This window comes from Streptomyces lasiicapitis, from assembly GCF_014646335.1.
Lineage (GTDB): Bacteria > Actinomycetota > Actinomycetes > Streptomycetales > Streptomycetaceae > Streptomyces > Streptomyces lasiicapitis.
In genome coordinates this window covers 530,342-555,418 of the sequence record NZ_BMNG01000005.1, presented here as the reverse complement: position 1 = coordinate 555,418, position 25,077 = coordinate 530,342, and the positions used below count along the sequence as shown (strand labels likewise).

Annotated in this window: 26 protein-coding genes, 2 tRNA genes, 1 other RNA gene and 2 pseudogenes; 18 read left to right on the top strand and 13 right to left on the bottom strand. The window is 71.9% G+C overall.

Features of this window, described 5'->3' with window-relative positions:
* Together IEY91_RS14160 and ffs are read right to left on the bottom strand one after the other, a co-directional pair.
* Positions 1 to 1,683 (bottom strand): DNA polymerase III subunit gamma and tau (locus tag IEY91_RS14160; protein ID WP_189174172.1); only part of this gene is annotated, 1,683 nt, incomplete at its 3' end.
* 100 nt (positions 1,684 to 1,783) lie between these two features.
* An RNA gene (gene ffs, locus IEY91_RS14155) (signal recognition particle sRNA small type) lies at positions 1,784 to 1,882 on the bottom strand.
* A gap of 120 nt (positions 1,883 to 2,002) precedes the next feature.
* Between ffs and IEY91_RS14150 the strand changes: the two genes are divergently transcribed.
* Positions 2,003 to 2,090, top strand: a tRNA-Ser gene (locus IEY91_RS14150).
* Between the two features lie 68 nt (positions 2,091 to 2,158).
* On the opposite strand, the gene IEY91_RS14145 is transcribed toward IEY91_RS14150, so the two are convergent.
* From IEY91_RS14145 to IEY91_RS14135, 3 genes are all read right to left on the bottom strand, one after another.
* Positions 2,159 to 3,040, bottom strand: a complete 882-nt coding sequence (locus IEY91_RS14145) for a GNAT family N-acetyltransferase (RefSeq protein WP_189174171.1) — start codon at positions 3,038 to 3,040, stop codon at positions 2,159 to 2,161.
* A gap of 101 nt (positions 3,041 to 3,141) precedes the next feature.
* Positions 3,142 to 3,975, bottom strand: a complete 834-nt coding sequence (locus IEY91_RS14140) for a VOC family protein (protein WP_229696935.1) — start codon at positions 3,973 to 3,975, stop codon at positions 3,142 to 3,144.
* 132 nt (positions 3,976 to 4,107) lie between these two features.
* A complete protein-coding gene (locus IEY91_RS14135; RefSeq protein ID WP_164323223.1) occupies positions 4,108 to 4,350 on the bottom strand; it encodes a hypothetical protein in 243 nt (80 codons plus the stop codon).
* Between the two features lie 114 nt (positions 4,351 to 4,464).
* Between IEY91_RS14135 and IEY91_RS14130 the strand changes: the two genes are divergently transcribed.
* Positions 4,465 to 5,094, top strand: a complete 630-nt coding sequence (locus IEY91_RS14130) for a TetR/AcrR family transcriptional regulator (RefSeq protein WP_189174219.1) — start codon at positions 4,465 to 4,467, stop codon at positions 5,092 to 5,094.
* Positions 5,095 to 5,146: 52 nt separating this feature from the next.
* Positions 5,147 to 5,848 (top strand): proteophosphoglycan 5, encoded by a 702-nt coding sequence (locus IEY91_RS14125; protein WP_229696934.1) that lies wholly within the window; start codon positions 5,147 to 5,149, stop codon positions 5,846 to 5,848.
* 75 nt (positions 5,849 to 5,923) lie between these two features.
* Here IEY91_RS14125 and IEY91_RS14120 read toward each other — a convergent pair whose 3' ends face one another.
* Complete coding sequence (locus tag IEY91_RS14120; RefSeq protein WP_164323221.1) at positions 5,924 to 6,298, bottom strand: ArsR/SmtB family transcription factor; 375 nt, start codon at positions 6,296 to 6,298, stop codon at positions 5,924 to 5,926.
* Positions 6,299 to 6,538: 240 nt separating this feature from the next.
* Between IEY91_RS14120 and IEY91_RS14115 the strand changes: the two genes are divergently transcribed.
* Positions 6,539 to 7,915 carry an MFS transporter gene (locus IEY91_RS14115; protein ID WP_164323219.1) on the top strand — a complete coding sequence of 459 codons (1,377 nt, stop codon included), beginning with the start codon at positions 6,539 to 6,541 and terminating at the stop codon, positions 7,913 to 7,915.
* Here IEY91_RS14115 and IEY91_RS41810 read toward each other — a convergent pair.
* Positions 7,882 to 8,514: pseudogene (locus tag IEY91_RS41810) on the bottom strand (SDR family oxidoreductase); the annotation flags it as partial. The gene IEY91_RS14115 and the pseudogene IEY91_RS41810 overlap by 34 nt on opposite strands.
* A 288-nt stretch (positions 8,515 to 8,802) precedes the next feature.
* Between IEY91_RS41810 and IEY91_RS41805 the strand changes: the two are divergent.
* A pseudogene (locus IEY91_RS41805) lies at positions 8,803 to 9,414 on the top strand (sensor domain-containing protein); the annotation flags it as partial.
* Here the strand turns inward: IEY91_RS41805 and IEY91_RS14110 are convergent.
* Entirely contained in the window at positions 9,351 to 10,376 is a 1,026-nt protein-coding gene (locus tag IEY91_RS14110) for a DMT family transporter (RefSeq protein ID WP_189174170.1), read from the bottom strand. The pseudogene IEY91_RS41805 and the gene IEY91_RS14110 overlap by 64 nt on opposite strands.
* A gap of 142 nt (positions 10,377 to 10,518) precedes the next feature.
* Here IEY91_RS14110 and IEY91_RS14105 point away from each other — a divergent pair, with 142 nt between their 5' ends.
* A complete protein-coding gene (locus IEY91_RS14105; RefSeq protein ID WP_189174169.1) occupies positions 10,519 to 11,454 on the top strand; it encodes a LysR family transcriptional regulator in 936 nt (311 codons plus the stop codon).
* On the opposite strand, the gene IEY91_RS14100 is transcribed toward IEY91_RS14105, so the two are convergent.
* The 3 genes from IEY91_RS14100 to IEY91_RS14090 all read right to left on the bottom strand — a co-directional run bounded on the left by IEY91_RS14100 (position 11,427) and on the right by IEY91_RS14090 (position 14,890).
* Positions 11,427 to 11,945: a GNAT family N-acetyltransferase gene (locus tag IEY91_RS14100; RefSeq protein WP_189174168.1), complete on the bottom strand. Its 519-nt coding sequence runs from the start codon at positions 11,943 to 11,945 to the stop codon at positions 11,427 to 11,429. The two genes, IEY91_RS14105 and IEY91_RS14100, sit on opposite strands and share 28 nt — an antisense overlap.
* Positions 11,946 to 11,966: 21 nt before the next feature.
* Positions 11,967 to 13,226: a PucR family transcriptional regulator gene (locus IEY91_RS14095; RefSeq protein ID WP_189174167.1), complete on the bottom strand. Its 1,260-nt coding sequence runs from the start codon at positions 13,224 to 13,226 to the stop codon at positions 11,967 to 11,969.
* 68 nt (positions 13,227 to 13,294) lie between these two features.
* The gene (locus IEY91_RS14090) at positions 13,295 to 14,890 is read right to left on the bottom strand and encodes an ABC-F family ATP-binding cassette domain-containing protein (protein WP_189174166.1); all 1,596 of its coding nucleotides are present in this window, start codon (positions 14,888 to 14,890) and stop codon (positions 13,295 to 13,297) included.
* Positions 14,891 to 15,078: 188 nt separating this feature from the next.
* On the opposite strand from IEY91_RS14090, the gene IEY91_RS14085 reads away from it, so the two are divergent.
* The gene (locus IEY91_RS14085; RefSeq protein WP_189174165.1) at positions 15,079 to 15,663 is read left to right on the top strand and encodes an HhH-GPD-type base excision DNA repair protein; all 585 of its coding nucleotides are present in this window, start codon (positions 15,079 to 15,081) and stop codon (positions 15,661 to 15,663) included.
* Between the two features lie 41 nt (positions 15,664 to 15,704).
* Here the strand turns inward: IEY91_RS14085 and IEY91_RS14080 are convergent, their stop codons facing one another.
* A complete protein-coding gene (locus IEY91_RS14080) occupies positions 15,705 to 17,300 on the bottom strand; it encodes a helicase HerA-like domain-containing protein (protein ID WP_204328223.1) in 1,596 nt (531 codons plus the stop codon).
* 180 nt (positions 17,301 to 17,480) lie between these two features.
* On the opposite strand from IEY91_RS14080, the gene IEY91_RS14075 reads away from it, so the two are divergent.
* The gene (locus tag IEY91_RS14075) at positions 17,481 to 17,777 is read left to right on the top strand and encodes a type II toxin-antitoxin system VapB family antitoxin (RefSeq protein WP_003955420.1); all 297 of its coding nucleotides are present in this window, start codon (positions 17,481 to 17,483) and stop codon (positions 17,775 to 17,777) included.
* Positions 17,778 to 17,927: 150 nt separating this feature from the next.
* Positions 17,928 to 18,590 (top strand): LytR C-terminal domain-containing protein, encoded by a 663-nt coding sequence (locus IEY91_RS14070; protein WP_189174164.1) that lies wholly within the window; start codon positions 17,928 to 17,930, stop codon positions 18,588 to 18,590.
* A gap of 8 nt (positions 18,591 to 18,598) precedes the next feature.
* Here the strand turns inward: IEY91_RS14070 and upp are convergent, their stop codons facing one another.
* Positions 18,599 to 19,234 (bottom strand): uracil phosphoribosyltransferase, encoded by a 636-nt coding sequence (upp, locus tag IEY91_RS14065; RefSeq protein ID WP_164323198.1) that lies wholly within the window; start codon positions 19,232 to 19,234, stop codon positions 18,599 to 18,601.
* 102 nt (positions 19,235 to 19,336) lie between these two features.
* Here upp and IEY91_RS14060 point away from each other — a divergent pair, with 102 nt between their 5' ends.
* From IEY91_RS14060 to IEY91_RS14020, 9 genes are all read left to right on the top strand, one after another.
* Entirely contained in the window at positions 19,337 to 19,504 is a 168-nt protein-coding gene (locus IEY91_RS14060) for a hypothetical protein (RefSeq protein WP_189174163.1), read from the top strand.
* Positions 19,505 to 19,697: 193 nt separating this feature from the next.
* On the top strand, positions 19,698 to 20,255 hold the full coding sequence (locus IEY91_RS14055) for a tRNA adenosine deaminase-associated protein (RefSeq protein WP_189174217.1): 558 nt from the start codon (positions 19,698 to 19,700) through the stop codon (positions 20,253 to 20,255).
* Positions 20,256 to 20,330: 75 nt separating this feature from the next.
* Positions 20,331 to 20,807, top strand: a complete 477-nt coding sequence (gene tadA, locus IEY91_RS14050; RefSeq protein WP_189174216.1) for a tRNA adenosine(34) deaminase TadA — start codon at positions 20,331 to 20,333, stop codon at positions 20,805 to 20,807.
* A gap of 48 nt (positions 20,808 to 20,855) precedes the next feature.
* Positions 20,856 to 20,940: transfer RNA gene (locus tag IEY91_RS14045), tRNA-Ser, on the top strand.
* Positions 20,941 to 21,422: 482 nt separating this feature from the next.
* A complete protein-coding gene (locus IEY91_RS14040) occupies positions 21,423 to 21,602 on the top strand; it encodes a hypothetical protein (protein ID WP_164323196.1) in 180 nt (59 codons plus the stop codon).
* 50 nt (positions 21,603 to 21,652) lie between these two features.
* Positions 21,653 to 21,946, top strand: coding sequence for a Dabb family protein (locus IEY91_RS14035; RefSeq protein WP_164323193.1), 294 nt, complete (start codon positions 21,653 to 21,655; stop codon positions 21,944 to 21,946).
* Between the two features lie 206 nt (positions 21,947 to 22,152).
* Positions 22,153 to 23,001 carry an RNA polymerase sigma factor SigF gene (locus IEY91_RS14030; protein WP_164323190.1) on the top strand — a complete coding sequence of 283 codons (849 nt, stop codon included), beginning with the start codon at positions 22,153 to 22,155 and terminating at the stop codon, positions 22,999 to 23,001.
* Between the two features lie 243 nt (positions 23,002 to 23,244).
* The gene (locus IEY91_RS14025) at positions 23,245 to 24,120 is read left to right on the top strand and encodes an RNA polymerase sigma factor SigF (protein WP_164323188.1); all 876 of its coding nucleotides are present in this window, start codon (positions 23,245 to 23,247) and stop codon (positions 24,118 to 24,120) included.
* A gap of 90 nt (positions 24,121 to 24,210) precedes the next feature.
* On the top strand, positions 24,211 to 25,050 hold the full coding sequence (locus IEY91_RS14020) for a hypothetical protein (protein ID WP_189174162.1): 840 nt from the start codon (positions 24,211 to 24,213) through the stop codon (positions 25,048 to 25,050).
* The last annotated feature ends 27 nt before the right edge of the window (positions 25,051 to 25,077 follow it).

The window sequence follows — 25,077 nt, the reverse complement described above, 5'->3', positions numbered from 1 at the left end:
GGCCGCGCCGGAGGGCGTGGTGCCGCCGCCGGTCGGGCCCGGGGTGCCGCTGCCCGGGGTCGAGGCGGTGGGCCAGCCGCCGGGGCGGGCGGTGGCGGGGGCCGCCGGGGGTGGGGTCTCCGCGGGCGCGCCCGTGGGGGCCGCCTGTGCGGCCGCGGCGGATTGCGAGGAGGGGGTGGACTGCGGAGCCGTGGGAGCGGGGGCGGCGTCGGGCTGGGCGTCGAAGCCGGAGCCAACACCGGGACCCGCACCGGCACCGGGACCCGCACCCGGGGTGGAACCAGGACCGGAACCGGCCCCCGCCCCGCCCCCGCGCACCGCGGCCCGAGCAGCGGCAGCCCCGCCCCCGGCCGGAATCTCCGCCCCCGGCGCACCCTGCGCCATCGCCGGACCGGGCGGCACTCCCGGCCCACCCGGCCCCACCGGCGGCACGGCCACCCCGGCCTGCTGCACCCCGGCGTGGGCCTCGGGCCCGGGAACGTACCCCATCGAAGGAGCCGCGGCGGGCCCTCCGGCCATGAAGTTGCCGCCGCGCTCCAGGCGGTCGAGGCGGGCCATGACGGAGCGCGCGTCGTCGTACGCCGCAGGAAGCAGCACGCGCGCGCAGATCAGCTCGAGCTGCAGCCGGGGCGAGGTGGCGCCGCGCATCTCGGTGAGGCCTTCGTTGACGATGTCGGCGGCGCGGCTCAGCTCGGCGCCGCCGAACACCGAGGCCTGCGCCTGCATCCGCTCCACGACGTCCGCGGGGGCGTCGATGAGCCCCTTCTCGCCGGCGTCGGGCACGGCCGCGAGGATCACCAGGTCGCGCAGCCGCTCGAGCAGGTCGGCGACGAAGCGCCGCGGGTCGTTGCCGCCCTCGATGACGCGGTCGACGACTTCGAAGGCGGCGCCGCCGTCTCCGGAGGCGAAGGCTTCGACGACGGAGTCGAGGAGCGAGCTGTCCGTGTAGCCGAGCAGGCCCGTGGCCATGGCATAAGTCACACCGTCCTCGCGGGCGCCCGCGAGGAGCTGGTCCATGACGGACATGGAGTCACGCACGGATCCGGCGCCCGCGCGCACGACGAGCGGCAGCACGCCGTCCTCGATCGGGATGCCCTCGCGCCCGCACACCTCGCCGAGATAGTCGCGCAGCGTGCCCGGGGGCACGAGGCGGAACGGATAGTGGTGCGTACGCGACCGGATGGTCCCGATGACCTTCTCGGGCTCCGTCGTCGCGAAGATGAACTTGAGGTGCTCCGGGGGCTCTTCGACGACCTTCAGCAGGGCGTTGAAGCCCGCCGGCGTGACCATGTGGGCCTCGTCGATGATGTAGATCTTGTACCGGCTGCTGGCGGGGCCGAAGAAGGCCTTCTCGCGCAGGTCACGGGCGTCGTCCACGCCACCGTGGGAGGCGGCGTCGATCTCGATGACGTCGATGGAACCCGGCCCGTTGCGCGCCAGGTCCTGGCAGGACTGGCACTCGCCGCAGGGCGTGGGAGTGGGACCTTGCTCACAGTTAAGACAGCGGGCGAGGATGCGCGCGCTCGTCGTCTTGCCGCAGCCGCGCGGGCCACTGAACAGGTACGCGTGATTGACCCGGTTGTTCCGCAGCGCCTGCTGCAGCGGGTCGGTCACATGCTCCTGCCCGATGACCTCGGCGAACGACTCCGGGCGATAACGGCGGTACAGCGCGAGGGACGACACGTATACGAGGTTATAGGCGCCCACTGACAACCCGGACCGCCCAGCCACAACCGGCGCCGTCCCAGCCGCGGCCCGCCCCAACGAACCCGCCCGCCCCGGAACGCAAAGCGCCCCCCACGCACCCGCCAGAGCCGACTTACCCTTGCTGCCTTCCGGCCCTGGGGGAGTTCAGTCAGATAGCGCCACGTGAGGGGCTGGCCCCCACCCTAGCCGATCCCGGGGGGTGCGAACGAGCCCGGCCCCCGGGCAGGAACGCACCAGGTCCCCACGACCGGAACGCGTTCGCGAGCACTCCCCGGAGTCTTGTATTGTTTGCGGCGGAGGATTCGCCTAGTGGCCTAGGGCGCACGCTTGGAAAGCGTGTTGGGGGCAACCCCTCACGAGTTCGAATCTCGTATCCTCCGCCAGTGCCTCACCGGGCACTAACGTTGAAGGGCCCCACCGTTCGCGGTGGGGCCCTTCAACGTTCGCCCGGCTACAGGTCCAGTTGGTACTCGTGGGCCGCGTGCGTCGGCAGGTAGCCGAGTTCGTCGTTGACGCGGCGCATGTGCGGGTTGTTGTCGGCGGTGTCGGTCAGCAGGCCGCCCAGGTGGGGGCGGCGTTCGCGGGCCGCGACGATCGAGGCTGCCTTCATCCAGCGGGCGAGGCCGTGGCCGCGGTGTTCGGGCAGCACGGCCGTGCCGTAGTGCTGGGCGTCGCCCGTGCCGTCGCCGGGGACGACCAGTTCGGTGAAGCCGGTGATGGTGCCGTCCGAGGTGTCGACGGCCGCCACGGTGTGAAGGACGTCACCCCGCGCGGAGACGGCGTCCGCCGCCGCCCGTATCCGGTCCACGTCCCAGACCACCGTCCCGTAGTCGACCGCCCCCATGGGCATGTCGTCCATCGCCCGGCGTGACGCCGCGTACGTAGCGGCGAGTTCGTCGGGCACCATGCCCTCCCACGCCGTCAGCCGGTAGCCGGGGTGCGGCTTCTCGGCGACGGCGGTGAGCGCGGGCAGGTCCGCGTCGGCCAGCGGGAGCCGGGCGTACGTGAGGGTCAGCGCCACACGGAAGCCGCCGGCGGCGAGGAAGGCGGCGCCCGGGGATTCGGCCGAGGCCTGGGCCACGACGTTCCTCCGGCCGTCCTCGCGGGCCGCCTCGACGGCCGCTTCGAGCAGCAGGGTGCCCGCCCCCGCGCGGCGTTCGGCGGGGTGGACCTGGACGTCCAGTTCGGCGAGGTGGCGCTGGCCCTCCTTGGTGAACAGGCGCAGGAAGGCGTACCCGGCGGGGCTGCCGTCGGGGCCGGACGCCAGCCACGCCAGGCGGCGGGCCGCGGAGGTCTCTTCGGGGTCGGTCAGGGCGGTGATGCGTATGGGCAAGTCGTCTCCGTCAGAGAAGGGTGAGAACGATCAGAAGGGTCAAGGGGAGGTCAGGGCAGGGCTGTGCGCGGGTGCGTCCTGCGTCGGGGGCCTTGCGGGCGTTACTGGGCCCAGGGCAGGACCCGGGTGCCCTCCGTGCCGGGTACGGACGCCACGCCGTCCGCGCGCATGGCCACGTGCGCCTCGGCCGCCTCCGGGGCGTGCACCTGGCGGAGCACGTCCGGCGGGAGGACGAGGGTCTGGCCCGCCGAGATCTTTTCGGTGCGGCCGTCGCACGTGACGTCGAGGGCACCCGCGGTCACCGTCCACACCTGCTCACGGTTGATGACGTGCTCGGGGCCGGTCTGGCCGGCCTCCATCGCGACGGTCCAGGTGCTGAGTTGCTCGCTGCCCCGGCTGGGGGCGGCCAGGCCGGTCATGCGGGCGTTCGGGGACTCGGTGACGTTCTCGGCGGTGGGGGTGATGACGTGCATGGCGGGCTGCTCCTCACTCTGTACGGGCTCTTCGCTCTGTACGGGCTCTTCGAGCTGCGCGGGTGCTTCGTTCTGCGCGGGCTCGTCAGCCTGCGCGGGCTCTTCCTGCGCGGCCCACTCGACAAACTGGACCACCACGCCGTTCGGGTCGGTCAGTTGGAACAGTCGCTCGCCCCAGGGCTCTTCGCGCAGCGGCATCGTGATCGGGGCGCCGGCCTCGCGCAGGCGCCGCTCCTCGGCCTCGATGCCGGTGACGGTGAGCGCGAAGATCAGGCCCGCGGCCTGCTGGTCGCGCTGCTCGGGCGGGAGCACCTCGTTGCCGCACTGCAGCAGCACGATGTCGGCGGCTGCGTCCCCGCGGGTCAGGGACGCGAAGCCGTCGGCGGCCATGGCGACCTGGTAGCCGAGGTGGGTGTGGAAGAACTCACGCGATGCGGCGACGTCGGCGACGGTCAGGGACACGGTGGAGGCGGTGACGTTCAGGGCTACTCCTGGAAGAAGGGAAGAAGGTACGGCGTGGCAAATACGGGTGCGGGTGCGGCAGGTGCCGGTGGTGCGGCCGCGGTCGGGCGTCTCAGGCGGGTGAGTGGGTCCTCACCGGTTGCCTCGACGGCCGGGGCCGCGCATGTGGTGCGCGAGTGGGACGGGGCGGTTGGGCACGGAGGGGCGTACGGGCTGCTGAGCCCCGGGGCGTCCGTGCCCCGCACCCTCCGAACCGAGTCGAAGCGTCGTGTTGAGCGTGTCCGCGAGGCCGAGTGCCGCGCGGTCCGGCGCGGGAAGGGTGTCCGCGAACTCGGTGGTGATGGTGGTGCCGACGAGGTACGAGAGCTTGCGCAAATGCAGGTCCGTTCACTGAGGGGATTTTTGCAACGGACGTAACTTTAGGCGCGACCCCTCGGTTCGTCAAGCATATTTTTATGTTGGATGTAAGATTCCCTCATGACTACTGAGATGGGGCTCCGTGAGTCCAAGAAGCAGGAGACCAGGCAGCTGATCTCCGACTGCGCCACCAGGCTCTTCATCAAGCAGGGCTTCGAGCAGACCACCATCACCGAGATCGCCGCCGCGGCCCGCGTGGCCAAGAAGACGGTGACCAACTACTTCCCCCGCAAGGAAGACCTGGCCCTCGACCACCACGAGGCGTTCACCGGCGGCCTGGCACGGGCCGTCACCGAGCGGGAGCCCGGCGTGGAGCCGCTCGCCGCCCTGGGCCGGACCTTCCGTGCCGCCCTCCTCGAACACAACCCCGTCGTCGGCTTCACCGGCATCGCGTTCGCCCGCATGATCGCCGACAGCCCCACCCTCACCGCCCGGCTGCGCGAACTGCACGACCAGCGGGAGGAGGCGCTCGCCGCGGCGCTGTCCGCCGCCGCCCCCGACTCGGCCCCGGCCATCGCGCCCCTGTCCGGCGCCGCCCTGATCGCCGCGGCGGACCGGCTGCTGTTCCGGCGCATCCAGGAACTCACCCTGGCCGGCCGCACCGACGACGAGATCGAGGCCACGCTGCTCCCGGAGGCCGACCATCTCCGCGCCCTCCTCGCGGCCGCGCTCGCCAACGACCCCACGGCCATGACCTGGTGACTTCGCGGCCGACGGCGATGTCAGTGGCGCGCGCTTCAATGGGTTCCGGCGGATGAACGACGGACGAGAGGCGGACGCGGCCATGGGACTTGTGGATGTGGACTTGCCCGCCCCGGAGGAACTGCGCGGGCGCTGGGCGGCGTTCGCGGCGATCAGTGCCGCGGCGGGGTCGCCGCAGGGATGCCATGCGCGCGAGCGCGTCTGGCACTTCGACGACTGGGGCGGCAACTGGCTCGAGCTGCACCTTGTCGGCGACGGCCGCGCGGTGCTGATAGGCCACGACCACGAGTATTCGGACACGTACTACGGCCCGGCCGCCGAGGAGTTCGGCGAGGAGGAGACCGACCTGCTCGCGGGCGCGCCCGACTGGTGGCACCCCGTGGTGCGGCGGACGCTGGACGCGGAGCAGTACGTGGGCTTCGTCTACGGGTACGACACCGGTGGCTGGAAGCGGGCCGCGTACGGCATCGACGACGGCTTCCGCAGCGTGGGGCTGCCCGCGCTCAGCGGGGAGCGGACGCACGAGAGCATCGTCGAGTGCGGGCGGCTGGCGCCGGGGGCCACCGGCGGTACGGACGCCCCGCGCGAGGCGATCGACGCGCTGATCGCGGCCGACGGCGACGTGACGGAGGAGCAGGTGCTCGCGGTCATGGGTGCCATAGGCATCGAAGGCGGCATAGGTAAGGACGACGGGGACGGCGGCTGGGACGCGGCCGCGGGGGCGGCGGCCGCCAGGGAGTTCCTGGTCGGCTGACCCGGTCGCGTCGACTGACCCTGCCGAGTCGGCCGACCCTGCCCCACCGGCCGCCCCGGCCCCCGCCGGCCCGCCTCAGTCGTGCGGCGCCCGCCCGCTGACCCGGTGGTCCGCGTGGCTCAGGGCCTCCATGACCAGGCGGCGCAGATGGCCGTCGGTGAGGCGGTAGTAGATGTGGCGGCCCTCGCGCCGGGTCTCGACGAGCCCCGCGAGGCGCAGCTTCGCCAGGTGCTGGCTGACCGCCGTGCGGGAGGCCTCGCAGCGGTCGGCCAGGGTGCCCGCGTCCGCCTCGGCCAGGGCGAGCAGCCACAGCACGTGCAGCCGGGTCGTGTCCGAGAGCAGCGCGAACACCCGGGTCGCCTCGGTGAGCCGGGCGCCGTCCGGCTCACGCAGGTGCGCGTCGCCGGGGTGCGCGTCCGGCGAGGCGGGGGCGTGGTCGCGTGCGGGCATGCGACCAGCCTAGAGCGGGCGGGCCCGGGTGACGGCGGGGCGGACCCGAGCGGACCACGTGACGGCCGAACGGACCTGGGCAGACCACGTGACGGCCGCGCGGACCCACGCAACCGCCAAGCGCCCCCGGCACAGCACCCCCGCCCACCCATCCCGTCAATATGTGCACAACTGCGCACATGATTGTTAGAATGAATGCCGCGGCGGCGCCGCCCGCCCCCGCCGCGACCGGGAGCCGCCATGCTGTCCGTCCTGCGCGACACCACCTACCGTCGCCTGTTCACCGCCCAGGTCATCGCCCTCGTCGGCACCGGGCTCGCCACCGTCGCGCTCGGGCTGCTCGCGTACGACATCGCGGGGCCCGCCGCCGGTTCGGTGCTCGGGACCGCGCTCGGGATCAAGATGGCGGCGTACGTCCTGATCGCCCCGGCCGTCGACGCGGTCGCGGGACGGCTGCCGCGCCGGACGCTGATGGTGGGCGCGGATCTGACCCGCGCCGCCGTCGCGCTCTTCCTGCCGTTCGTCGGCCAGGTCTGGCAGGTGTACGTCCTGGTCTTCCTGCTGCAGGCCGCCTCGGCCGTCTTCACGCCGACGTTCCAGGCCGTGATCCCCGACGTGCTGCCCGAGGAGCGCGACTACACCCGGGCGCTGTCCCTCTCCCGGCTCGCGTACGACCTGGAGAACCTGTTCAGCCCCGCGCTCGCCGCCGTCCTGCTCTCCGTGATCACGTACAACTGGCTGTTCACCGGCACCGTCCTCGGCTTCGTCGCCTCGGCCGTCCTGGTGGTCTCCGCCGCGCTGCCGAAGCGGCGCGAGGACCCGCTGCCGCGGGCCGCCGGAAGCGCGTACGCCAAGGCCACCGCGGGCACCCGCCTCTTCCTCGCCGTCCCCCGGCTGCGCTCCCTGCTCGCCCTCAACCTCGCCGTGGCAGCCGCGAGCGCCATGGTCACCGTCAACTCGGTCGTGTACGTACGCGACTTCCTCGGCCGGTCCGCGAGCGCGGTGCCGCTGGCGCTGGGCGCGTACGGAGCCGGGTCGATGGCCGTGGCGCTCGCGCTGCCCCGCGTCCTGGAGCGGGTCGGGGACCGGGCCGTGATGCTGCGCGGCGGGCTCCTGCTCGGTGCCGTGTTCGCCGCGCTCGGGGCCATCACGGCCACGAGCGGCGGCGGTTGGCGCTGGCCCGCGCTGCTCGCGGCCTGGGCGGCGTTCGGCGCCGCGTCCTCGCTGGTGCTCACCCCGGCCGGGCGCCTCATCCGCGGCTCGGCGCCGCCGGGGGAACGTACCGCCGCCTTCGCCGCCCAGTTCTCGCTCTCGCACGCCTGCTGGTTGCTGACCTACCCGCTGGCCGGATGGCTGGGCGCGACGGCCGGTCTGGGCTGGGCGGTCGCGGTGCTCGGCGCGATCGCACTGGGGGCGGGGGCAGCGGCGGTACGCCTGTGGACACCGGCACCACCGCCGCACGGCCGTCGGCCCGCCCCGGCCCCACCGGCCACCCCCTACACCCCCACCGGCACCGACCCCACCAACCCCCCGTCGACGACCAGGTCCTGCCCCGTGACGTACGAAGCGTCCTCCGAGGCCAGGAACGCCACCGCCGACGCGACCTCGTCCGCGTGACCGAGAGCCCCGAGAGGGACCTCCGCCGCGGTGCGGGCCTCGTCCTCGGGCGTGGTGTTCGCGGCGCGGTACATGTCGGTGTCGATGTAGCCGGGGCTCACGGAGTTGACGCGGATGCGGCGCGGGGCGAGTTCGGATCCCAGCGTGCGGGCGAGGTTGTGGACGGCGGCCTTCGTGGCGGAGTACACCGACGCCACGGACAGGCCGCGGTGCAGGGTCCAGGAGGCGTTGATGACGATGGCGCCACCGTCCCTGAGCAGCGGCAACGTCTTCTGCACCGTAAAGAAGACACCCTTGAAGTTGGTGTCGACGGTGTGGTCGAAGTCGGCCTCGGTGAATTCGGTGCTCGCCTTGAAGACGCCCGCCCCGGCGTTGGCGAAGACCGCATCCAGGCCCCCGCGCCAGGCCTCGACGCTCCGGGCGAGGCGGTCCAGGTCCGGCAGCGAGGTGACGTCGGCGCGGACCGTCAGGATCCGCTCCGCGCCGGTGCCGTCGGCGTCCAGCGCCGCGGCAGCCGCGTCCAGGCGGGCCCGGTCGCGCCCGGTGATCACCACGTACGCACCCTCGTCGAGGAACCTGCGCGCCGCCGCGTACCCCATGCCGCTGGTGCCACCGGTGATCAGGACCGTCTTGTTCGTGAATCGCTTCATGGGGAGATCGTCGTGCGGTGACGGCGGGGGCGGGAGTGTCAGTTGAACCTGGGTGTGACACCACCACCTTCAGCAAGAAGGCGTCACCTTCTTCAGTAAGAAGGTGTCACTTTCGGAAAGAGGGGGCCTAGGTACACCCCGGGACGCCACCTCACCCCATGTCACAGGGCCCACGCCCACAGCAGAGTTGAGGACACCGCAGCACGTCGCACGGTACGTCCCCACCTCGGCGAACAGATGGACAAGAGGCCCACCATGACAACCGACACCCTCCCCCGCACGGCCTGGCGCAGCCCCTTCTCCGCCGCCACCTTCCGCGAGTTCGGCTACACCCTCACCTCCCTGCCCATGGCCATCGCCGGATTCGTCTTCGCCGTCACGCTGTTCTCGCTCGGCGCGGGCCTCGCGGTCACGCTGCTCGGCCTTCCGGTGTTCGCGGTGATGCTGGCCGGGGCGCGCGGCCTCGGCGCGGTCGAGCGGCGGCGGGCCCGGGAGCGGCTCGGCCTGGAAGTGGCGGAACCCGCGGACGTACAGAGGAAGGACGGGGACGGCGCCTTGGCGCGGGTGCGGGCGCGGCTCGCGGACGCGGCGGGCTGGAAGGCCCTGGTCTTCCAGCTCGTCATGTTCCCGTGGCGGGTGACGAGCTTCGTCCTGTCGCTGACGCTCTGGGTGACCGGCTGGACGATCGCCCTGTTCCCCACGTACTCCTGGGTGTTCGAGCGGTACCTCGACTGGCCGGGCTACCGCGTGTACGACTTCACGTCCGGCGGCGAGCACCACGCGTACTACATCGAGTCGCCCTGGCAGGTCGCGGGCGTGACGGCCGTGGGCTGGCTGCTCGTGCTGCTCACACCGCTCGTCGTGCGGGCGCTCAACGGGGTGGACAGGTCGGCGGTCCGCTCGCTGCTCGGCAGGTGAGACACGGGTCGGGCCACTGCGGAACGCCCACGGCCCGCCCCCTTCCGACCCGCCCGGGTCAGCCCCACCCCCAAAAGCACCACCACCATCCCGCCCACCACCCGCGCCCCGATCTCCTCCCCGAGAACGACCGCACCAAGAGCCACCGAAACGACCGGAAGCAGATAGCCGACCGTGGCCGCCGCGGTCGGCCCTTCGTCGGCGATGAGGCGGGAGTTGAGGTGGAAGGTGAGCCCGGTGCCGAAGATTCCCAGTACGACGACGGCGAGCACACCGGTCGAAGTCGGCGCCGAATCCGTGTGCGGGCTCGCGGGCAGGCCGAGGGTGGTCAGGCCGGTGGCCATGAGGAGTTGGGCGGCGGAGAGGGCGAGCGGCGGGGTGCCGCGGCCGATGAGGTGCCTGGCCATGTACGCGAAGGCGACGGCGTAGCTGACGGCGGCGGCGAGCAACGCGACCGCTCCCCAGCTCGCGAGCCCCGACTGCTGCCACGGCGCGAAGATCAGCAGGGTGCCGCCGAAGCCGAGAAGCAGCCCGGCGAGCCGCCGCGGGCCGAGCCCCCGCTCCGTACCGAGCAGCAGCCCGAGCCCCAGTGACCACAGGGGAGTGGTGGCGTTCATGACGCCGGCGACGCCCGAGTCGACGGTCTGCTCGCCGATGCTGAACAACAGGAACGGCAGCGCGTTGCAGAACAGCGCGGCCACGACCAGATGGCCCCAGACGCGACGCCCGCGCGGCAGCCGCTGGCGGGCCACGCGGGCGAGGACGAGCAGCACGGCGGCGCCGAGGGCGCAGCGCACGACGGTGACGTGCAGCGGCGCGAGGCCGCCCTCCAGGGCGAGCTTGATCCACAGGAAGCTCGACCCCCACAGCAGGGCGAGGACGGCGATGCGCATGGGGCGCTCCAGGGTCGGCGGGGCGTACGCACGTGATGCGTACGTACGCCGTCGACGGTGCCGCGCTCCCACCCATAAGACAAGCGAAAAGATTCCAAGCCAGCCTTAAGTAGAACTACATCCTGGGCGTAGAGTAGGACCCATGCTGGACATGAGACGCATGCAGATCCTGCGGGCGGTGGTGAGCAGTGGTTCGGTCACCGCGGCGGCCCGGCACCTGGGGTACACCCCGTCGGCGGTCAGCCAGCAGATGGCGGCCCTGGAGAAGGAGGCGGGCACGCCGCTCCTGGAGCGGACCGGGCGCGGGGTGCGGCCCACGGACGCGGGCCTGCTGCTCGCGGACTGCGCGACGACGATCGGCCGGCACGTGGCCCAGGCGGAGACGGCGCTCGCGGATCTGCGGGCGGGGCGCACGGGACGTATCTCGGTACGTTACTTCGCCACCGCGGGCGCCCGTCTGGTCGCGCCCGCGCTGGCCCGGCTGCGCAGCGAACACCCGGGCGTTCAGGCGGAGTTGCGCCTCACCGACCCGGACGACCCGCTGCCCGAGGTGAAGGCGGGCCGCACGGACGCGGCGCTGGTGGTACGCCGCCACGACGCGCCGCCCGTGGACGGCATCCGCTTCGTCCACCTCCTGGACGACCGCTACCGCGCGGTGCTCCCCCGCGCCCACCCCCTCGCCGCCCGCCCCGCCCTCCGCCTCACCGACCTGGCCGAAGAGCCCCTGGTGGGCAGCGAGTTGCCCGGACCGTGCCTGGACGCGGTGCTCGACGCGTGCGGGTCGGCGGGCTTCACGCCGGACTTCGTGGTGGACAGCGGGGACTACGCGACGGCGCAGGGTTTCGTGGCCGCGGGGGTCGGCGTGGCGCTGGTCCCGGAGATGGGGCTGCTCGCGCCTTCGGCCTCGGACGGCCACCCGGAGTTGGCGGTCCGCGAGGTCCACGACCCCGAGCCGGTGCGGTCGATCTGGGCGGCGGTACGAGCCACGGCGCCGGAGGGGCCGGTGTTGCGAGGGTTTCTAGGGGCGCTGCGGGGGGTGGCGAGCCAGGCTCAGGCAGGAGGGGCCGATCCCGCATAACACCGCACGGTCACCGTCTGCCGCGCACTCCACCGCTGCTCACCGACCCCGAGCAGCTCCCAGCCCGCCCGCTCGTACAGCGCCACGGCCCCCGCGTCCGACGCCACCACGTCGAGGACCGGCCACAGCCCGCGCTCCCGCGCCGCCTCCGCCACCCGGTCGAGCAGCACGGCACCGATCCCCCGCCCCCGGGCGGACGGCGCCACGAACAGCCGGCTGACCACGGCCACCCCACCGGCCCCACCCCGCTCGCCCCACATCTCCGGCGCGATGTCACCGTCCCCCGGGGCGCAGAGCCCGACATGCCCGGCGACACCCCCACCGGGCCCCGCGACCGCCACCCACGCTCCGACCATCCCGGAGGGCGTCAGCCAACCAGCGGGATCCGCGGGCCAGTTGGTGGGATACCCATCGCCCCGATGCACCTCGGCGAGCACGCGCGCGCAGGCGCCGAGGTCGGCGGCACCACGATGCCGCACAAGAAGATCCACAGCCCCACACCCTCCAGTCCCCTACTCCAGGTCCCGCAGCAGCAGCGCCGCGAGGGCGAGTGCCGTCCCATGGGACGCGGTGAGGTCGAGCCCGGTCAAGGCCGATATGCGAGCAAGACGGTTGTCGACCGTGTTCGGGTGCAGGCTGAGCAGGCGCCCGGTGGCGCGGCGGTCCTGGCGCAGCTTCAGATACGTACGCAGCGTGTCGAGCAACTCCGGCCGCTCGGCGACGGGTTCGAGGAGCGCGGCGATGCGGGCGCTGCCGGCGCTGGGGCGGGAGAGGTGGTACTCGAGGAGTACGTCGTCGAGTACGTGCGCCCCGGGCGGGCGGCCGCAGGCACGGGCGACGCGGATGACCTCTTCGGTGGTGCGGGCGGCTTCCGGGATACGGGCCGGCTCGGCGACGGTGGCGGCGGCGAGCCGCAGACCTGCCCCACACAGCTCACGCAACTCCCCGACCAGAAGGTCGAGTTCGGGAAGGTCCCGCTCCCCGGGCACCAGCACATGCCCACCACCCCCCTCCACCAGCATCAGCACCTGCGTACCGAAGGCCCGGTCGAGGGCGGACTGGAGTCGGCGCACGAGGCGGCGTACGGCGACGGGGCCCGCGCTCGTCCCGGGCCGCGGCCCCTCGTCAAGGCGCAGGCAGAGTACGACCACGGGCCCGGCAAACCCGGCCGCATCGGCGCCCGGCGCGGGCGTGCCGTCGAGCAGCGCGCGGGCGAGCGTGCGCCGTTCCTCGCGCCGTTCGGCGGCGATGGCGGCCTGTTCGTCGAGGTAGGTCTCGGTCACGGCCGTGACGACGCGCCGTTGGGCGGCGAAGAGGTGGTCGCTGAGTTCGGCGAGGGCGGTCGCGTCGGCGGGCCCCGCGGCGTCGCGCAAGGCCCGCCACAGCACGTGGGCGCCCAGGCAGTGGGTGCCGAGGAGCAGGTGCAGGGGCATGCCCTCGTCGGCGCGCTGGGCGGCACGCTCGCGGAACAGGTCATAGCCAACGGCCGTGGGCGGCCGACCGCCCGCCGCCCGGTCGAGGAAGAGCCGCATGCCGTGCCGTGCGGTGGCGGCGATCTCGACGTCCTTCACGTCGGCGGGCAGGCCCGCGTAACCGGGCAGCCGCTCGAAGGCCTCACGGGCCATGCGACGGGCGAGCTCGTTGACGCGGGGCTCACAACGCGCGGCGAGGGCACGGGCGGCAGGACTGAGCGCAGGCAGCAAATCACCCTCCCCCGCCCGGTCATCGCCGCCCTGCCGACCGCCCCCACCCCACGCCTCGTACAACGCCATGGCCCCCACTCCTGCCCGCCCGCTGACCCGTCACAGTAGTGACCCGGCGACGACCCACCGGAATGAGATCACCCAAAAGCCACCAACTCCCGATACCCCGAACTCCACAAATCCTCCGTGCCGTCCGGCAGGACGAGGACGCGGTCGGGGCGGAGGGCGTCGAGGGCGCCCTCGTCGTGGGTGACCATCACGAGGGCGCCGGGGTACGTGGCGACGGCGCCGAGGACCTCGTCGCGCGAGGCGGGGTCGAGGTTGTTGGTGGGCTCGTCGAGGAGCAGCACGTTGGCGCCGGAGTGCACGAGTCCGGCGAGGGCGAGCCGGGTCTTCTCGCCGCCGGAGAGCACCTTGGCGGGCTTGTCCACGTCGTCGCCACGGAACAGGAAGGCACCGAGCACCTGCCGCACCTCGCCGTCGGTCAACTGCGGCGCGGCGGCGGAGAGATTGCCCCGCACGGTCAAGTCCCCGTCCAGGGTGTCGTGTTCCTGCCCGAAGTACCCGAGCCGCAGCCCGTGCCCCCGCACGACCCGCCCCGTGTCGGGCGCCTCCCGCCCGGCAAGTACCCGCAACAGCGTCGTCTTCCCGGCCCCGTTGAACCCGAGCACCACAAGCCGGCTGCCCCGCTCCACCGCGAGATCCACCCCGTTGAGCACCGGCACGCCCGCCCCATAGGCCTTCTCAAGGCGCACCGCCCCCAACGGCGTCCGCCCGCAAGGGGCGGGCTCGGGCAGCCGAATGCGGGCGACCTTCTCCCCCCGCCGCACGGGCTCGGTCCCGGCGAGCAGCCGGTCGGCGCGGCGGGCCATGTTCTTGGCGACGGTGGCGGTGGCCACGTGGGCGCGCATCTTGTCGGCCTGGGTCTTCAGGGCGGCGGCCTTGCGCTCGGCGTTGGCGCGCTCACGCGCACGCCGCCGGTCGTCGGCGGTGCGCTGGGCGAGATAGGCGTGCCAGGTGGTGTTGTGTACGTCGAGCGCGGCGCGCCCGGGGTCCAGATGGAAGACGCGATTGACGACGTCAGCCAGCAACCCCACATCGTGACTGACCATCACCACACCCCCCGGGTACCCGCCCAAGAACCCGCGCAGCCACTCCACGGAATCCCGGTCGAGGTGATTGGTGGGCTCGTCGAGCAACAACGTGTCGTGCCGCGAGAACAACATCCGAGCGAGCTCGACTCGCCGCCGCTGCCCGCCCGACAACTCCCCCACAGCCTGCGCGAGCACCCGCTCGGGCAACCCGAGACCGGCGGCGACCCGACCGGCCTCGGCCTCGGCGGCGTATCCACCCCGAGCCTGGAACTCGTCATCGGCCCGTGCGTACGCGGCCATGGCGGCCCCCTCGTCACCACCCGCAGCCATGGCGGCCTCGGCGGCCCGCAACGCCCCCACAGCCCGGTCGAGCCCACGCGCGGACAGAATGCGATCGGTGACGGTGACAGCGGGATCGGCGGGGGCGGGGTCCTGGGCGAGATACCCGAGGGAGCCCGTACGGGCGACACGCCCCGCAGCACAGGGCACCACACCCGCGAGGGCCTTCAGCAGAGTGGTCTTGCCGGCACCATTGCGCCCGACCAGACCCACCCGGTCACCGGGACCGACATGGAAGGAAACACCGGACAGCAGAGTCCGGGCGCCGACGCACAGGTCGACATCACGTACAGAAATCATGAGGAAACGCTCCGCAACAGCGAAAGGACACACGGGTGACGTGAAGGCGTGTGTCCTGGCTAGGAGATGCGGGGCGTAGACATGCCTCCAGGCTAGGCGGCGGCCCGCCGCACCCGCACCCGCTTTTCCGCCCGCCCCCGCCCGTGCCCCGCCCTGCGAACCCCCCGCACCCGCGAGATGATCGCCCCATGGACGCCACGCTGCACCTCGCACAGCAAGAAGAGGCCGACGCGCTGCTGAGCCGCAGCCCGCTGGCCGCACTCGTCGGAATGCTCCTGGACCAGCAGGTGCCCATGGAGTGGGCGTTCGCGGGTCCGTACACGATCGCGCAGCGCATGGGCGCGGAGGACCTGGACGCCCACGACATCGCGGCGTACGACCCGGACGCCTTCGTAGAGCTGCTGTCCACCAAGCCGGCCGTGCACCGCTACCCCGGGGCGATGGCCGGGCGCGTACAGAAGCTGTGCCAGTACCTGGTGGAGCAGTACGACGGCAACGCGGAGGCCGTCTGGCAGGACGTGACCGACGGCAAGGAGCTGCTGCGCCGCCTCAACGACCTCCCCGGCTTCGGGAAGCAGAAGGCCCAGATCTTCCTGGCCCTGCTCGGCAAGCAACTAGGGGTGCACCCCAAGGGCTGGCAGGAGGCGGCAGGCTCGTACGGCGAACCGAAGGCGTACCGATCCGTGGCGGACATCACCGGCCCGGAGTCCCTCCAGAAGGTCCGAGCCCACAAGCAGGAAATGAAGGCAGCGGCCAAAGCGGCCAAGAACTAGCCCGCAGAAGCAGACGGCAAGCCCCCGCAAGGGGAAACCGGCTACCGACGCCGACGAGCGGTGCCAAAGACGGACCGGGAGATCTCCCGGCCGAGCTGCGTACCCACAGACCGCAGCAGCGACTTGAACATCCCGCTCCCCACCACCTGTTCGACGACGGACCCACCCTTCTCCGGCTCCCGCGACGACTGCGGGGCCCGCCCACGCGGAGCCTCGGCCGAGCCCCCCGCAGAGCCCTCCGCAGGAGCCCGCGCGCTCAACCGCTCGTAAGCCGACTCCCGGTCCACAGCCTCCGCGTACCGCCCGTACAAGGCCGACCCCCGAACGGCCCGCTCCAGCGCCCCCGCCTCCACCGGCCCCATCAGGGACTGCGGCGCCCGCAGCCGAGTGACCGCGACCGGCGTGGGCGCCCCCTTCTCGCTGAGGACGGTGACGACGGCTTCGCCGGTGCCGAGCCCGGTGAGCGTCTCCTCCAGGTCGTACGCGGAATTCGGAAACGTACGGACGGTGGCCTTGAGGGCCTTTTCGTCGTCGGGCGTGAAGGCGCGCAACGCGTGCTGGACGCGGTTGCCGAGCTGGGCGAGGACGTCGGCGGGGACGTCCTTCGGGGTCTGGGTGACGAGGAAGACGCCGACGCCCTTGGACCGGATGAGCCGCACGGTCTGGGTGATGGATTCCAGGAAGGCCTTGGAGGCGCCGCTGAACAGCAGGTGGGCCTCGTCGAAGAAGAAGACGAGCTTGGGCTTGTCGAGATCTCCGACCTCCGGGAGGTCGTGGTAGAGGTCGGCGAGGAGCCACATCAGGAAGGTGGAGAAGAGCGCGGGCTTGTCCTGTACGGAGGGAAGCTCAAGAACGGAGACCAGCCCCTGCCCCTCCGCACCGGCACCCGCACCCCCGCCCTCCCCGCTCCGCAGCAACTCACTGGTGTCGAACTCCGGCTCCCCGAAGAAGTCCCCCATCCCCTGCGCCTCGAACGAGGTCAGCGCCCGCAGGATGACCCCGGCGGTGGCGGTGGAGAGCCCGCCGATGTTCTTGAGCTCGGGCTTCCCCTCGTCGGAGGTGAGGAAGGCGACGACCGCGCGCAGGTCCTTCAGGTCGACGAGTTCGAGGCCCTTCTGGTCGGCGTAGTGGAAGATCAGCCCGAGGGACTGCTCCTGGGTCTGGTTGAGCTGGAGGACCTTGGACAGCAGGATCGGCCCGAAGCTGGTGACGGTGGCGCGTACGGGGATGCCGGTGCCGAGCCCGCCGAGGGCGTAGAACTCGCAGGGGAACCCACGGGGTTCCCACGCCTGCCCGACGTCCCGCGCCCGCCCGGTGACCTTGTCGTTGGCCTCGCCGGGGGCACAGATGCCGGAGACGTCGCCCTTGATGTCGGCGAGGAAGACGGGCACGCCCTGGGCGGAGAGCTGTTCGGCGATGAGCTGGAGGGTCTTGGTCTTGCCGGTACCGGTGGCGCCGGCGACGAGCCCGTGCCGGTTGAGCATGGCCAACGGAATCCGCACCTGGGCGCCAGGGTGGCACTGCCCGTCCCACAACAGGGCACCGAGATCGAGCGCGGGCCCGTCGAAGGCGTACCCGGCGACGATGCCCGCCGCCTCCGCCGGCAGCTCGCCGGACGTCACCTTCGCGCCGGACACGGACTCGTTCGGGCGATTCTCGCCCTCGGGCGTGGACGGAATCGGCTGGCTGTCGCTCACTTCGGCCCCTGCTCCCGGCTTGAGAGTTCCCGGTTTGTCCCGCTTTCCGGCGGCATTTCCCAGCGTCGCACTCGGCCGCCGAGGCTGCGCCCGGAGAGCCTTGACCGGTAGGCTTTCCGTGTGATCTTCAAGCGCATCGGAAACGGCCGGCCGTACCCCGACCACGGCCGGGAAAGCACCCGGCAGTGGGCGGACGTCGCGCCGCGCCCGGTCCGCCTCGATCAGCTCGTGACGACCAAGGGCCAACTGGACCTGGAAACGCTGCTAGCCGAGGACTCGACGTTCTACGGCGACCTCTTCGCGCACGTCGTGAAGTGGCAGGGCGACCTGTACCTGGAGGACGGACTGCACCGCGCGGTCCGCGCCGCGCTGCAACAGCGCCAGGTGCTGCACGCCCGCGTGCTCGAACTGGGCTGACCGGACCCGGGGACCAGACCCCGGCCCACGCACCCCGCCCCCGGCCCGCATTGGACCTTTCGGGTGGGACTGCCCGCCGATCGGGTCGGCCTGCCACCGAGCAATGATCATTTAGTAGGCATCGCCGCCGCCCGGGACTACGCTGCGCCCATGAGCATGCTCACTCCCCCCGGCATGGGCGGCAAATACCGCATCACGGGGGACAAATACCCGCGTATGCGCCGCCCGCGCGGCCGTCGCCGGATCGTGCTCGCGGCCGTCGCGTCGCTCGCCGTGGCCGGCCTGCTCGGCTGGGGCAGCCTGCAGCTCATCGACGTGTTCACCGGCGACGACAACAAGGCGTCGGCGGCGGGCGGGACGAAGGACTGCGTGACGCAGAAGGCGCAGCCGGACCCCGCGCGGCAGGCGCGGCAGAAACCTCTCCCCAAGCCGGGCCAGATCACGGTGAACGTCTTCAACGCGACCCCGCGCAGCGGCCTGGCCAAGGACGCGGCGGACGAGCTGAAGAAGCGCGGCTTCGCCATCGGCAAGGTGGGCAACGCGACGAAGGCGTACGACAAGAAGGTGCGGGGCACCGGGATACTGCTGGGCGCCAAGGCGGCCACGGACACGGCGCTGCCGGTGCTCGGCACGCAACTGGCGGGCGCCGAGAAGCAGACCGACACGCGCAAGGGCGGGGAGGTCGACCTGATCCTGGGCAGCCAGTTCAAGGACCTGGCGAAAAAGGAGGACGCCGACAAGGCCTTGGCGACACTCGCCAAGCCCGCACCGGCGCCCTCAAAACCGTCGTCCGTTGACGGCAAGAACTGCTGAGCCGCTGACTACTCCGCGGCCCCGTACATCCGGTCCCCCGCGTCCCCGAGCCCCGGCACGATGTACCCGTTCTCGTTGAGCCGCTCGTCCACCGCCGCGGTCACCACGGTCACCGGCGTCCCCGCCAGCTCCCGCTCCATGATCTCGACGCCCTCGGGCGCGGCGAGGAGCACGACGGCGGTCACGTCGTCGGCGCCGCGCTTGATCAGCTCCCGGATCGCCGCGACGAGCGTGCCGCCGGTGGCGAGCATCGGGTCCAGGACGTACACCTGGCGCCCGGAGAGGTCCTCCGGCATGCGCGTCGCGTACGTGGACGCCTCGAGCGTCTCCTCGTTGCGGATCATGCCGAGGAAGCCGACCTCCGCGGTCGGAAGGAGGCGGACCATGCCGTCGAGCATGCCGAGGCCGGCGCGCAGGATCGGCACGACCAGCGGACGCGGATACGACAGCTTGACGCCGGTGGTCCGGGTCACCGGGGTGTCGATGTCGACCTGCTCGGTGCGCACGTCCCGGGTGGCCTCGTACGCGAGCAGGGTGACCAGCTCGTCGGCGAGGCGCCGGAAGGTCGGGGAATCGGTGCGCGTGTCGCGCAGCGTGGTGAGTTTGTGCGCCACCAGCGGGTGGTCGACGACGTGGATCCGCATTGTTCAACAGTAACCGGGCGAAGTGCCCCCTGATCCCCCCGCGCTGGCATCAACCCGGGCGGCGGAGGGAAGGTGGACGTACGAACTGGGGAGGTGTGGCCGATGCCCGACCGGGAAGCGCGCGAGAAGGACGCCGAGCGCCGCAGGCGCCGCGCCCAGTTCCTGCACGAGCTCGCCGAGGCCCGCGAACTGCGGGCCCGGGTGACACCGCGCCGCGCCCGGGCGGCCAGACTGCGACAGGCGATGCGTATGCGTACGTTCCGCTGGTAGCCGCGAGGGGGCCGCGGCACGCACGCGGCCTGTGATCTGAGACGCGACGCGGACACAGCGGCCGGAAGACCTCTCCTGAAGCCGTTGTTTCTGCCACGATTCCGAGTGGGCGGGGCTTGGAACAGCACTCCCGCCCCCGACGTCCGCCGGGGGGATCCCCAACCGGCGCCTGATGAACAGTGGGAGAGTCACGGTGTACTTCGCCGCACTGCTCGCGCGCACCGAAGACGGGTGGGAAGCGAGCGACACGGAGCTCGACGATGTGGAGACCCTGTCGGATCTGACCGACCTGGCCCGTGAGGCAGCCGCCGAGGCGGGCGGCGCCGAAGACGAGACCGTCCTCGTCTTCATCGAACAGGAAGACGCGTGGTTCGGCGTCGTCCGCGTGGACGGCGAGGAGGACCCGCGGATCTACGTCTCGGACGCGGCCGCCGCCGCCCGCAGCGCCTACGGAGAGATCCTGCTCACCGACGAGATGCTGGGCCGCGACCCGGACGACTCGACGGACGACCTGGACGCGCTCGACCTCGACGGCACGGAGGACGGCGAGTCCGAGACGGCCGACGAGGGCGAGAGCGACGCCACGGACGCCTCCGGCGAGGCCGTGCCCGCGGGGCCGCTGGGGGACAGGCAGATCCTCAGCGACCTCGGCGTGCCGGAGAAGGACCTGCTCGGCCTGGAGAGCGGCGACGCGCTGGGCGAGATCGCCGACATCCTCGGAGCCGCGGAGGTCCTCGAAACCGTGCGATAGGCATCCGCCGGCGTCCGTTAGGTTCGCTGTGTGACACCACTCCCAGATCCGGTACGAGACCGCTGGCGGGCGCCGATGCGGGTCGCCCTGGACGAGGCCGAAAGGGCCGTCCGGGGCGGCGACGTGCCCGTCGGCGCCGTCGTGCTGGCCGCGGACGGCGAGACGGTCCTGGCCACCGGACACAACGAGCGCGAGGCCCTGAACGACCCGACGGCGCACGCGGAGGTCCTCGCGCTGCGCCGGGCCGCCGAGCGGCTCGGTTCCTGGCGGCTGCCCGGCTGCACGCTCGTCGTCACCCTTGAGCCGTGCGTGATGTGCGCGGGCGCGCTGCAGCAGTCCCGGGTGGACCGGGTGGTGTACGGCGCGCGGGACGCCAAGGCCGGTGCCGCGGGCTCCCTGTGGGACCTGCTGCGCGACCGGCGGCTCAACCACCGGCCCGAGGTGATCGAGGGCGTCCTCGCCGAGGACTGCGCGCGGCTCCTCACGAGCTTCTTCCGCGACGGCGACGCGGGGCCCGGCGAGGAGCCCGACGACGTACCCGGCCCGGGGTAGCCCAAACGGATTTCAGAGCACGGCCCACCTTGGGCTAGGATCTCTCTCGGTAGCGTGTCCGAGCGGCCGAAGGAGCTCGCCTCGAAAGCGAGTGTGGCGCAAGTCACCGAGGGTTCAAATCCCTCCGCTACCGCTCTTGATTGAAGGGCCCCGTCCGCACGGACGGGGCCCTTCTTTCTTCCCGCGGGCGTCCACCGACTTCCTGCGGGCGCGTTCACCGAACAGGCACGGAAAAACCCCGGCGCCGCCATGGCGCCGGGGCTTTCTCCCGATAGGACGGGGGAAGCGGCATACGGGGGGACAAGCCGCTTCCCCCGATGAGGACCGGAAACTCTCAAGTCGACGCCGCCACCGGGGGAAGCGGACGGCGCGGACCCCGCAGTGGAGTACCAGTCCCAGGCCCGGAGATTCCTGCCAGATCCGCCGGGCTCACCCCCCATCCTGCTCCTCGGGAAAGGGCGAACCCGCAGTCCAAGGGCCTCTGCCGCCGGGTCATTGGTCCTTAAAAACCAGGTGAGTTCGGGCCACGTTAGACTCGCCCGGCACAGGCAGATCAAGCGGCACACGGGGTGCGGGGATGGCTACGGGGATGAGCGGGCACGGGGAGGCCACAGCGTGAAGGACCCGAAGAAGATCGTTCTCTTCGTGCTCGTGGTGTTCATCCTGTACGTGATCATCACCGACCCGGAAAAGGCCGCGGACTACGTCCAGGTAGGGTTCGAGGGCATTTCGAACGGCGCCAAGGCCATCGGCGACTTCATGACCTGGGTGGCCAACGGCGGCAAGGACGACTGACCGCCGTACCGGCCGGTCGCCGCCCTACGATCCGACCACTGGGAGCGCCCGTGATCCGCCATCTGGTCCTCTTCAAGCTCAACGACGGTGTGGAGCGCGACGACCCGCGCGTCACCGCCGGCGTCAAGGCCTTCGAGGAGCTCGGCGGGCTCGTCCCCGAGCTGCGCTTCTGGGAGTGCGCCTGGAACATCTCCGAGCGCCCCATCGCGTACGACTACGCCATCAACTCCGCAGTCGAGGACGCCGACGCGCTCACCCGGTACCTGGAGCACCCGGCCCACCAGGCGGGCGTCGCGCTGTGGCGCGAGTTCGCCACGTGGGTGATCGCCGACTACGAGTTCTGAGGCCGCCGCCGCGTTTTCCACGGCCCCGCACCGGGAACGGTGCGGGGCCGTTTCGCGTCTTCTGCCCCAACTTGCCGTTCAACACGGAGTTATCGGGTGCTTGCACACAGTGCACATGTCTTGTGATGCTATGACCGCTTTTGACGGATGAGTTGACCGAGATCGACCGGGCTTGATCGAGCTCTGCCGGACTCGCGGGAGAAGGGGTGGCGTTGACCGTGCCGGCCAGTTCTGCGCCCGAAGCACTGCCCGCCCAGGTGACCGAAGGGCCACCCGTGAAGGCCCCGAGCACCCGGGGCGCCGACACCCGCGCCCTCACCCAGGTCCTGTTCGCCCAGCTCAAGGGGCTCACCGTGGGCACCCCCGAGCACAGCAGGGTGCGCGGGGCGCTCATCGAGGCGAACCTTCCGCTCGTGCGGTACGCCGCCGCCCGCTTCCGCAGCCGCAACGAGCCGATGGAGGACGTCGTCCAGGTCGGCACCATCGGGCTCATCAACGCCATCGACCGCTTCGACCCCGACCGCGGCGTGCAGTTCCCGACCTTCGCGATGCCCACCGTCGTCGGCGAGATCAAGCGGTACTTCCGCGACAACGTGCGCACCGTGCACGTACCGAGGCGGCTGCACGAGCTGTGGGTGCAGGTCACCGGGGCGACCGAGGACCTCACCACGGCCTTCGGGCGCTCGCCGACCACCGCCGAGATCGCCGAGCGGCTGCGGATCACCGAGGAGGAGGTGCTCTCCTGCATCGAGGCCGGGCGTTCGTACCACGCGACGTCCCTGGAGGCCGCGCAGGAGGGCGACGGGCTGCCCGGCCTCGTGGACCGGCTCGGGTACGAGGACCCGGCCCTGGACGGCGTGGAGCACCGCGATCTCGTACGGCATCTGCTCGTCCAACTGCCCGAGCGGGAACAGCGGATCCTGCTGCTTCGCTACTACAGCAATCTGACCCAGTCGCAGATCAGCGCGGAATTGGGCGTTTCCCAGATGCATGTGTCACGACTGCTGGCCAGAAGCTTCGCGCGACTTCGGTCCGCAAATCGGATCGAGGCGTAACCGTATCGGGTGGAACGGCCTTTTGGCCGTTACCGACGGAGTCACGGCCGAAAAAGTCCCAGACCCCCTCTTTCCTGCACGGACGTCACCCTCACTTGTCGACAAGTAGCTACAGCGCGTTGCCGACATGTGACATTCTGCTGGAACCGCGTTTGCCGGGGCCCCGCCGCCGGTATTCAGGTGGAGGCTGCGTTCCTTCGGCGGAGCGCCGGCCGCGACCGTCCGCGACCTCAAGGGGGTGGCATGTCCGCAGACCAGGGCAGCTCGAAGGTGCTCACGCTCACGCTCGAAGACAGTGCGAGCGACTCAGCGCCCGACGCGCTCAAGGGTTCCGAGGCCGTATCCCCGGCCCCGGGAGCCATCGACACCCGCACCCTGTCCCGCTCCCTCTTCCTGCGGCTCGCCGCCCTCGACCAGGACAGCCCCGAGCGTGCCTACGTCAGAGACACCCTGATCGAGCTGAACCTCCCCCTCGTCCGGTACGCGGCGGCCCGCTTCCGCAGCCGCAACGAACCGATGGAGGACATCGTCCAGGTCGGCACCATCGGCCTGATCAAGGCGATCGACCGGTTCGACTGCGAACGCGGCGTGGAGTTCCCGACGTTCGCGATGCCGACCGTCGTCGGTGAGATCAAGCGCTTCTTCCGGGACACCAGCTGGTCCGTGCGCGTGCCGCGCCGGCTCCAGGAGCTCCGGCTCGCCCTGACGAAGGCCAGCGACGACCTCGCCCAGCGCCTGGACCGCTCGCCCACGGTGCCCGAACTGGCCGCCGTGCTCGGCGTGTCCGAGGAGGACGTGGTCGACGGCCTCGCCGTCGGCAACGCGTACACCGCCTCCTCGCTCGACTCCCCCGCCCCCGAGGACGACGGCGGCGAGGGCTCCCTCGCGGACCGCCTCGGGTACGAGGACACGGCCCTGGAGGGCGTCGAGTACCGCGAGTCCCTGAAGCCGCTGCTCGCCAAGCTGCCGCCGCGCGAGCGCCGCATCATCATGCTGCGGTTCTTCGCGAACATGACGCAGTCGCAGATCGGCGAGGAGGTCGGCATCTCGCAGATGCACGTCTCCCGGCTGCTCACGCGGACGCTGGCGCAGCTTCGGGAAGGGCTCATCGGCGACTGACCGCTTCGGCGGTACGTGACCGCTCCTGCGGCTCGCACGGATCCTGTTGACAGGGTTCCTAATTGACGGAGCGTCAGCCACACTGGCGCGATGCTTCGTGGTGCTTGGAGAGGCGGACGTGGCCGCCGGGGCGCGATGGTCGGCGCCTCGGCGGCGTTGCTGTGTCTGGGCGGACTGCTCGCCGCGTGCGGCGGCGACGGCCGCGACGGCTACGTGGCCACCGGCGCGGCCGGGGACGGGCCGGAGAAGGGGCCTGGCGGGGTCGTGGCGCCCCGCGGGGACGTGGAGTACGTGCCGTTGGACGGGGAGCCTTCCGGGAAGCCGTCCGGGACCTCACCCGGCGGTCCGGGCGGGAAGCCCTCCCGGGAGGGCGGCTCGGGCGGCGGCGAGAGCACGGGTCCCGAGGGCGGCGGCAACAGCCCTGAGTCCGGCGGCGGTCCCGGGGAGCCCGCGAGCCCTGACAGCAAATCGCCCGACGGCAGCGGGAGTTCGAGCTCTCCCGACGCGCCGGACAGCTCGCCACCGGGCCGTGACGGCGACGACGACAACGGGACCCGCCCCAGCGCCCCGGGCGACGACCGTCCACGCCCGCCCGAAAAGCCCGGCACCAGCGCCCCACCCCGCCCCGCCGCCCTCAAGGTCGGCGACCCCCGCCGCCGGCCCGCCGAGAAGCGCTGGTGCGAGGACGTGACCCTCAGCTTCCGCAACGCCGGTGGCTCACCCGTGCGTTCGGGCAGCATCACGCTCGGTACGCACATCATCGGCGCCCTCGGCGTGGACTGGGGAACGATCGAGGCCACGCGGAAGCTCCCGGCGCCCATCGGGGCCGGGAAAACCGTGAAGAAGACTTGGCCGATTTGCGTCGACTGGTGGCGCGTTCCGCTAGGCATGCACATCGAGACACGCGACGTCGACGTGGACTGGAAGTAGCTGATCAGGTCGGCCTGATCAGCCGGA

What these genes read in the sequence shown, in the direction of transcription:
- IEY91_RS14105 (WP_189174169.1), top strand. Translation starts at nt 10,519, where the DNA reads ATGCTGGACATGAGACGCATGCAGATCCTGCGGGCGGTGGTGAGCAGT.
- IEY91_RS14095 (WP_189174167.1), bottom strand. Translation starts at nt 13,226, where the DNA reads ATGGCGTTGTACGAGGCGTGGGGTGGGGGCGGTCGGCAGGGCGGCGAT.
- IEY91_RS14025 (WP_164323188.1), top strand. Translation starts at nt 23,245, where the DNA reads ATGTCCGCAGACCAGGGCAGCTCGAAGGTGCTCACGCTCACGCTCGAA.
- IEY91_RS14120 (WP_164323221.1), bottom strand. Translation starts at nt 6,298, where the DNA reads ATGCCCGCACGCGACCACGCCCCCGCCTCGCCGGACGCGCACCCCGGC.
- IEY91_RS14130 (WP_189174219.1), top strand. Translation starts at nt 4,465, where the DNA reads ATGGGGCTCCGTGAGTCCAAGAAGCAGGAGACCAGGCAGCTGATCTCC.
- IEY91_RS14125 (WP_229696934.1), top strand. Translation starts at nt 5,147, where the DNA reads ATGAACGACGGACGAGAGGCGGACGCGGCCATGGGACTTGTGGATGTG.
- IEY91_RS14085 (WP_189174165.1), top strand. Translation starts at nt 15,079, where the DNA reads ATGGACGCCACGCTGCACCTCGCACAGCAAGAAGAGGCCGACGCGCTG.
- IEY91_RS14115 (WP_164323219.1), top strand. Translation starts at nt 6,539, where the DNA reads ATGCTGTCCGTCCTGCGCGACACCACCTACCGTCGCCTGTTCACCGCC.
- IEY91_RS14110 (WP_189174170.1), bottom strand. Translation starts at nt 10,376, where the DNA reads ATGCGCATCGCCGTCCTCGCCCTGCTGTGGGGGTCGAGCTTCCTGTGG.
- IEY91_RS14060 (WP_189174163.1), top strand. Translation starts at nt 19,337, where the DNA reads ATGCCCGACCGGGAAGCGCGCGAGAAGGACGCCGAGCGCCGCAGGCGC.
- tadA (WP_189174216.1), top strand. Translation starts at nt 20,331, where the DNA reads ATGCGGGTCGCCCTGGACGAGGCCGAAAGGGCCGTCCGGGGCGGCGAC.
- IEY91_RS14070 (WP_189174164.1), top strand. Translation starts at nt 17,928, where the DNA reads ATGAGCATGCTCACTCCCCCCGGCATGGGCGGCAAATACCGCATCACG.
- IEY91_RS14020 (WP_189174162.1), top strand. Translation starts at nt 24,211, where the DNA reads ATGCTTCGTGGTGCTTGGAGAGGCGGACGTGGCCGCCGGGGCGCGATG.
- IEY91_RS14090 (WP_189174166.1), bottom strand. Translation starts at nt 14,890, where the DNA reads ATGATTTCTGTACGTGATGTCGACCTGTGCGTCGGCGCCCGGACTCTG.
- upp (WP_164323198.1), bottom strand. Translation starts at nt 19,234, where the DNA reads ATGCGGATCCACGTCGTCGACCACCCGCTGGTGGCGCACAAACTCACC.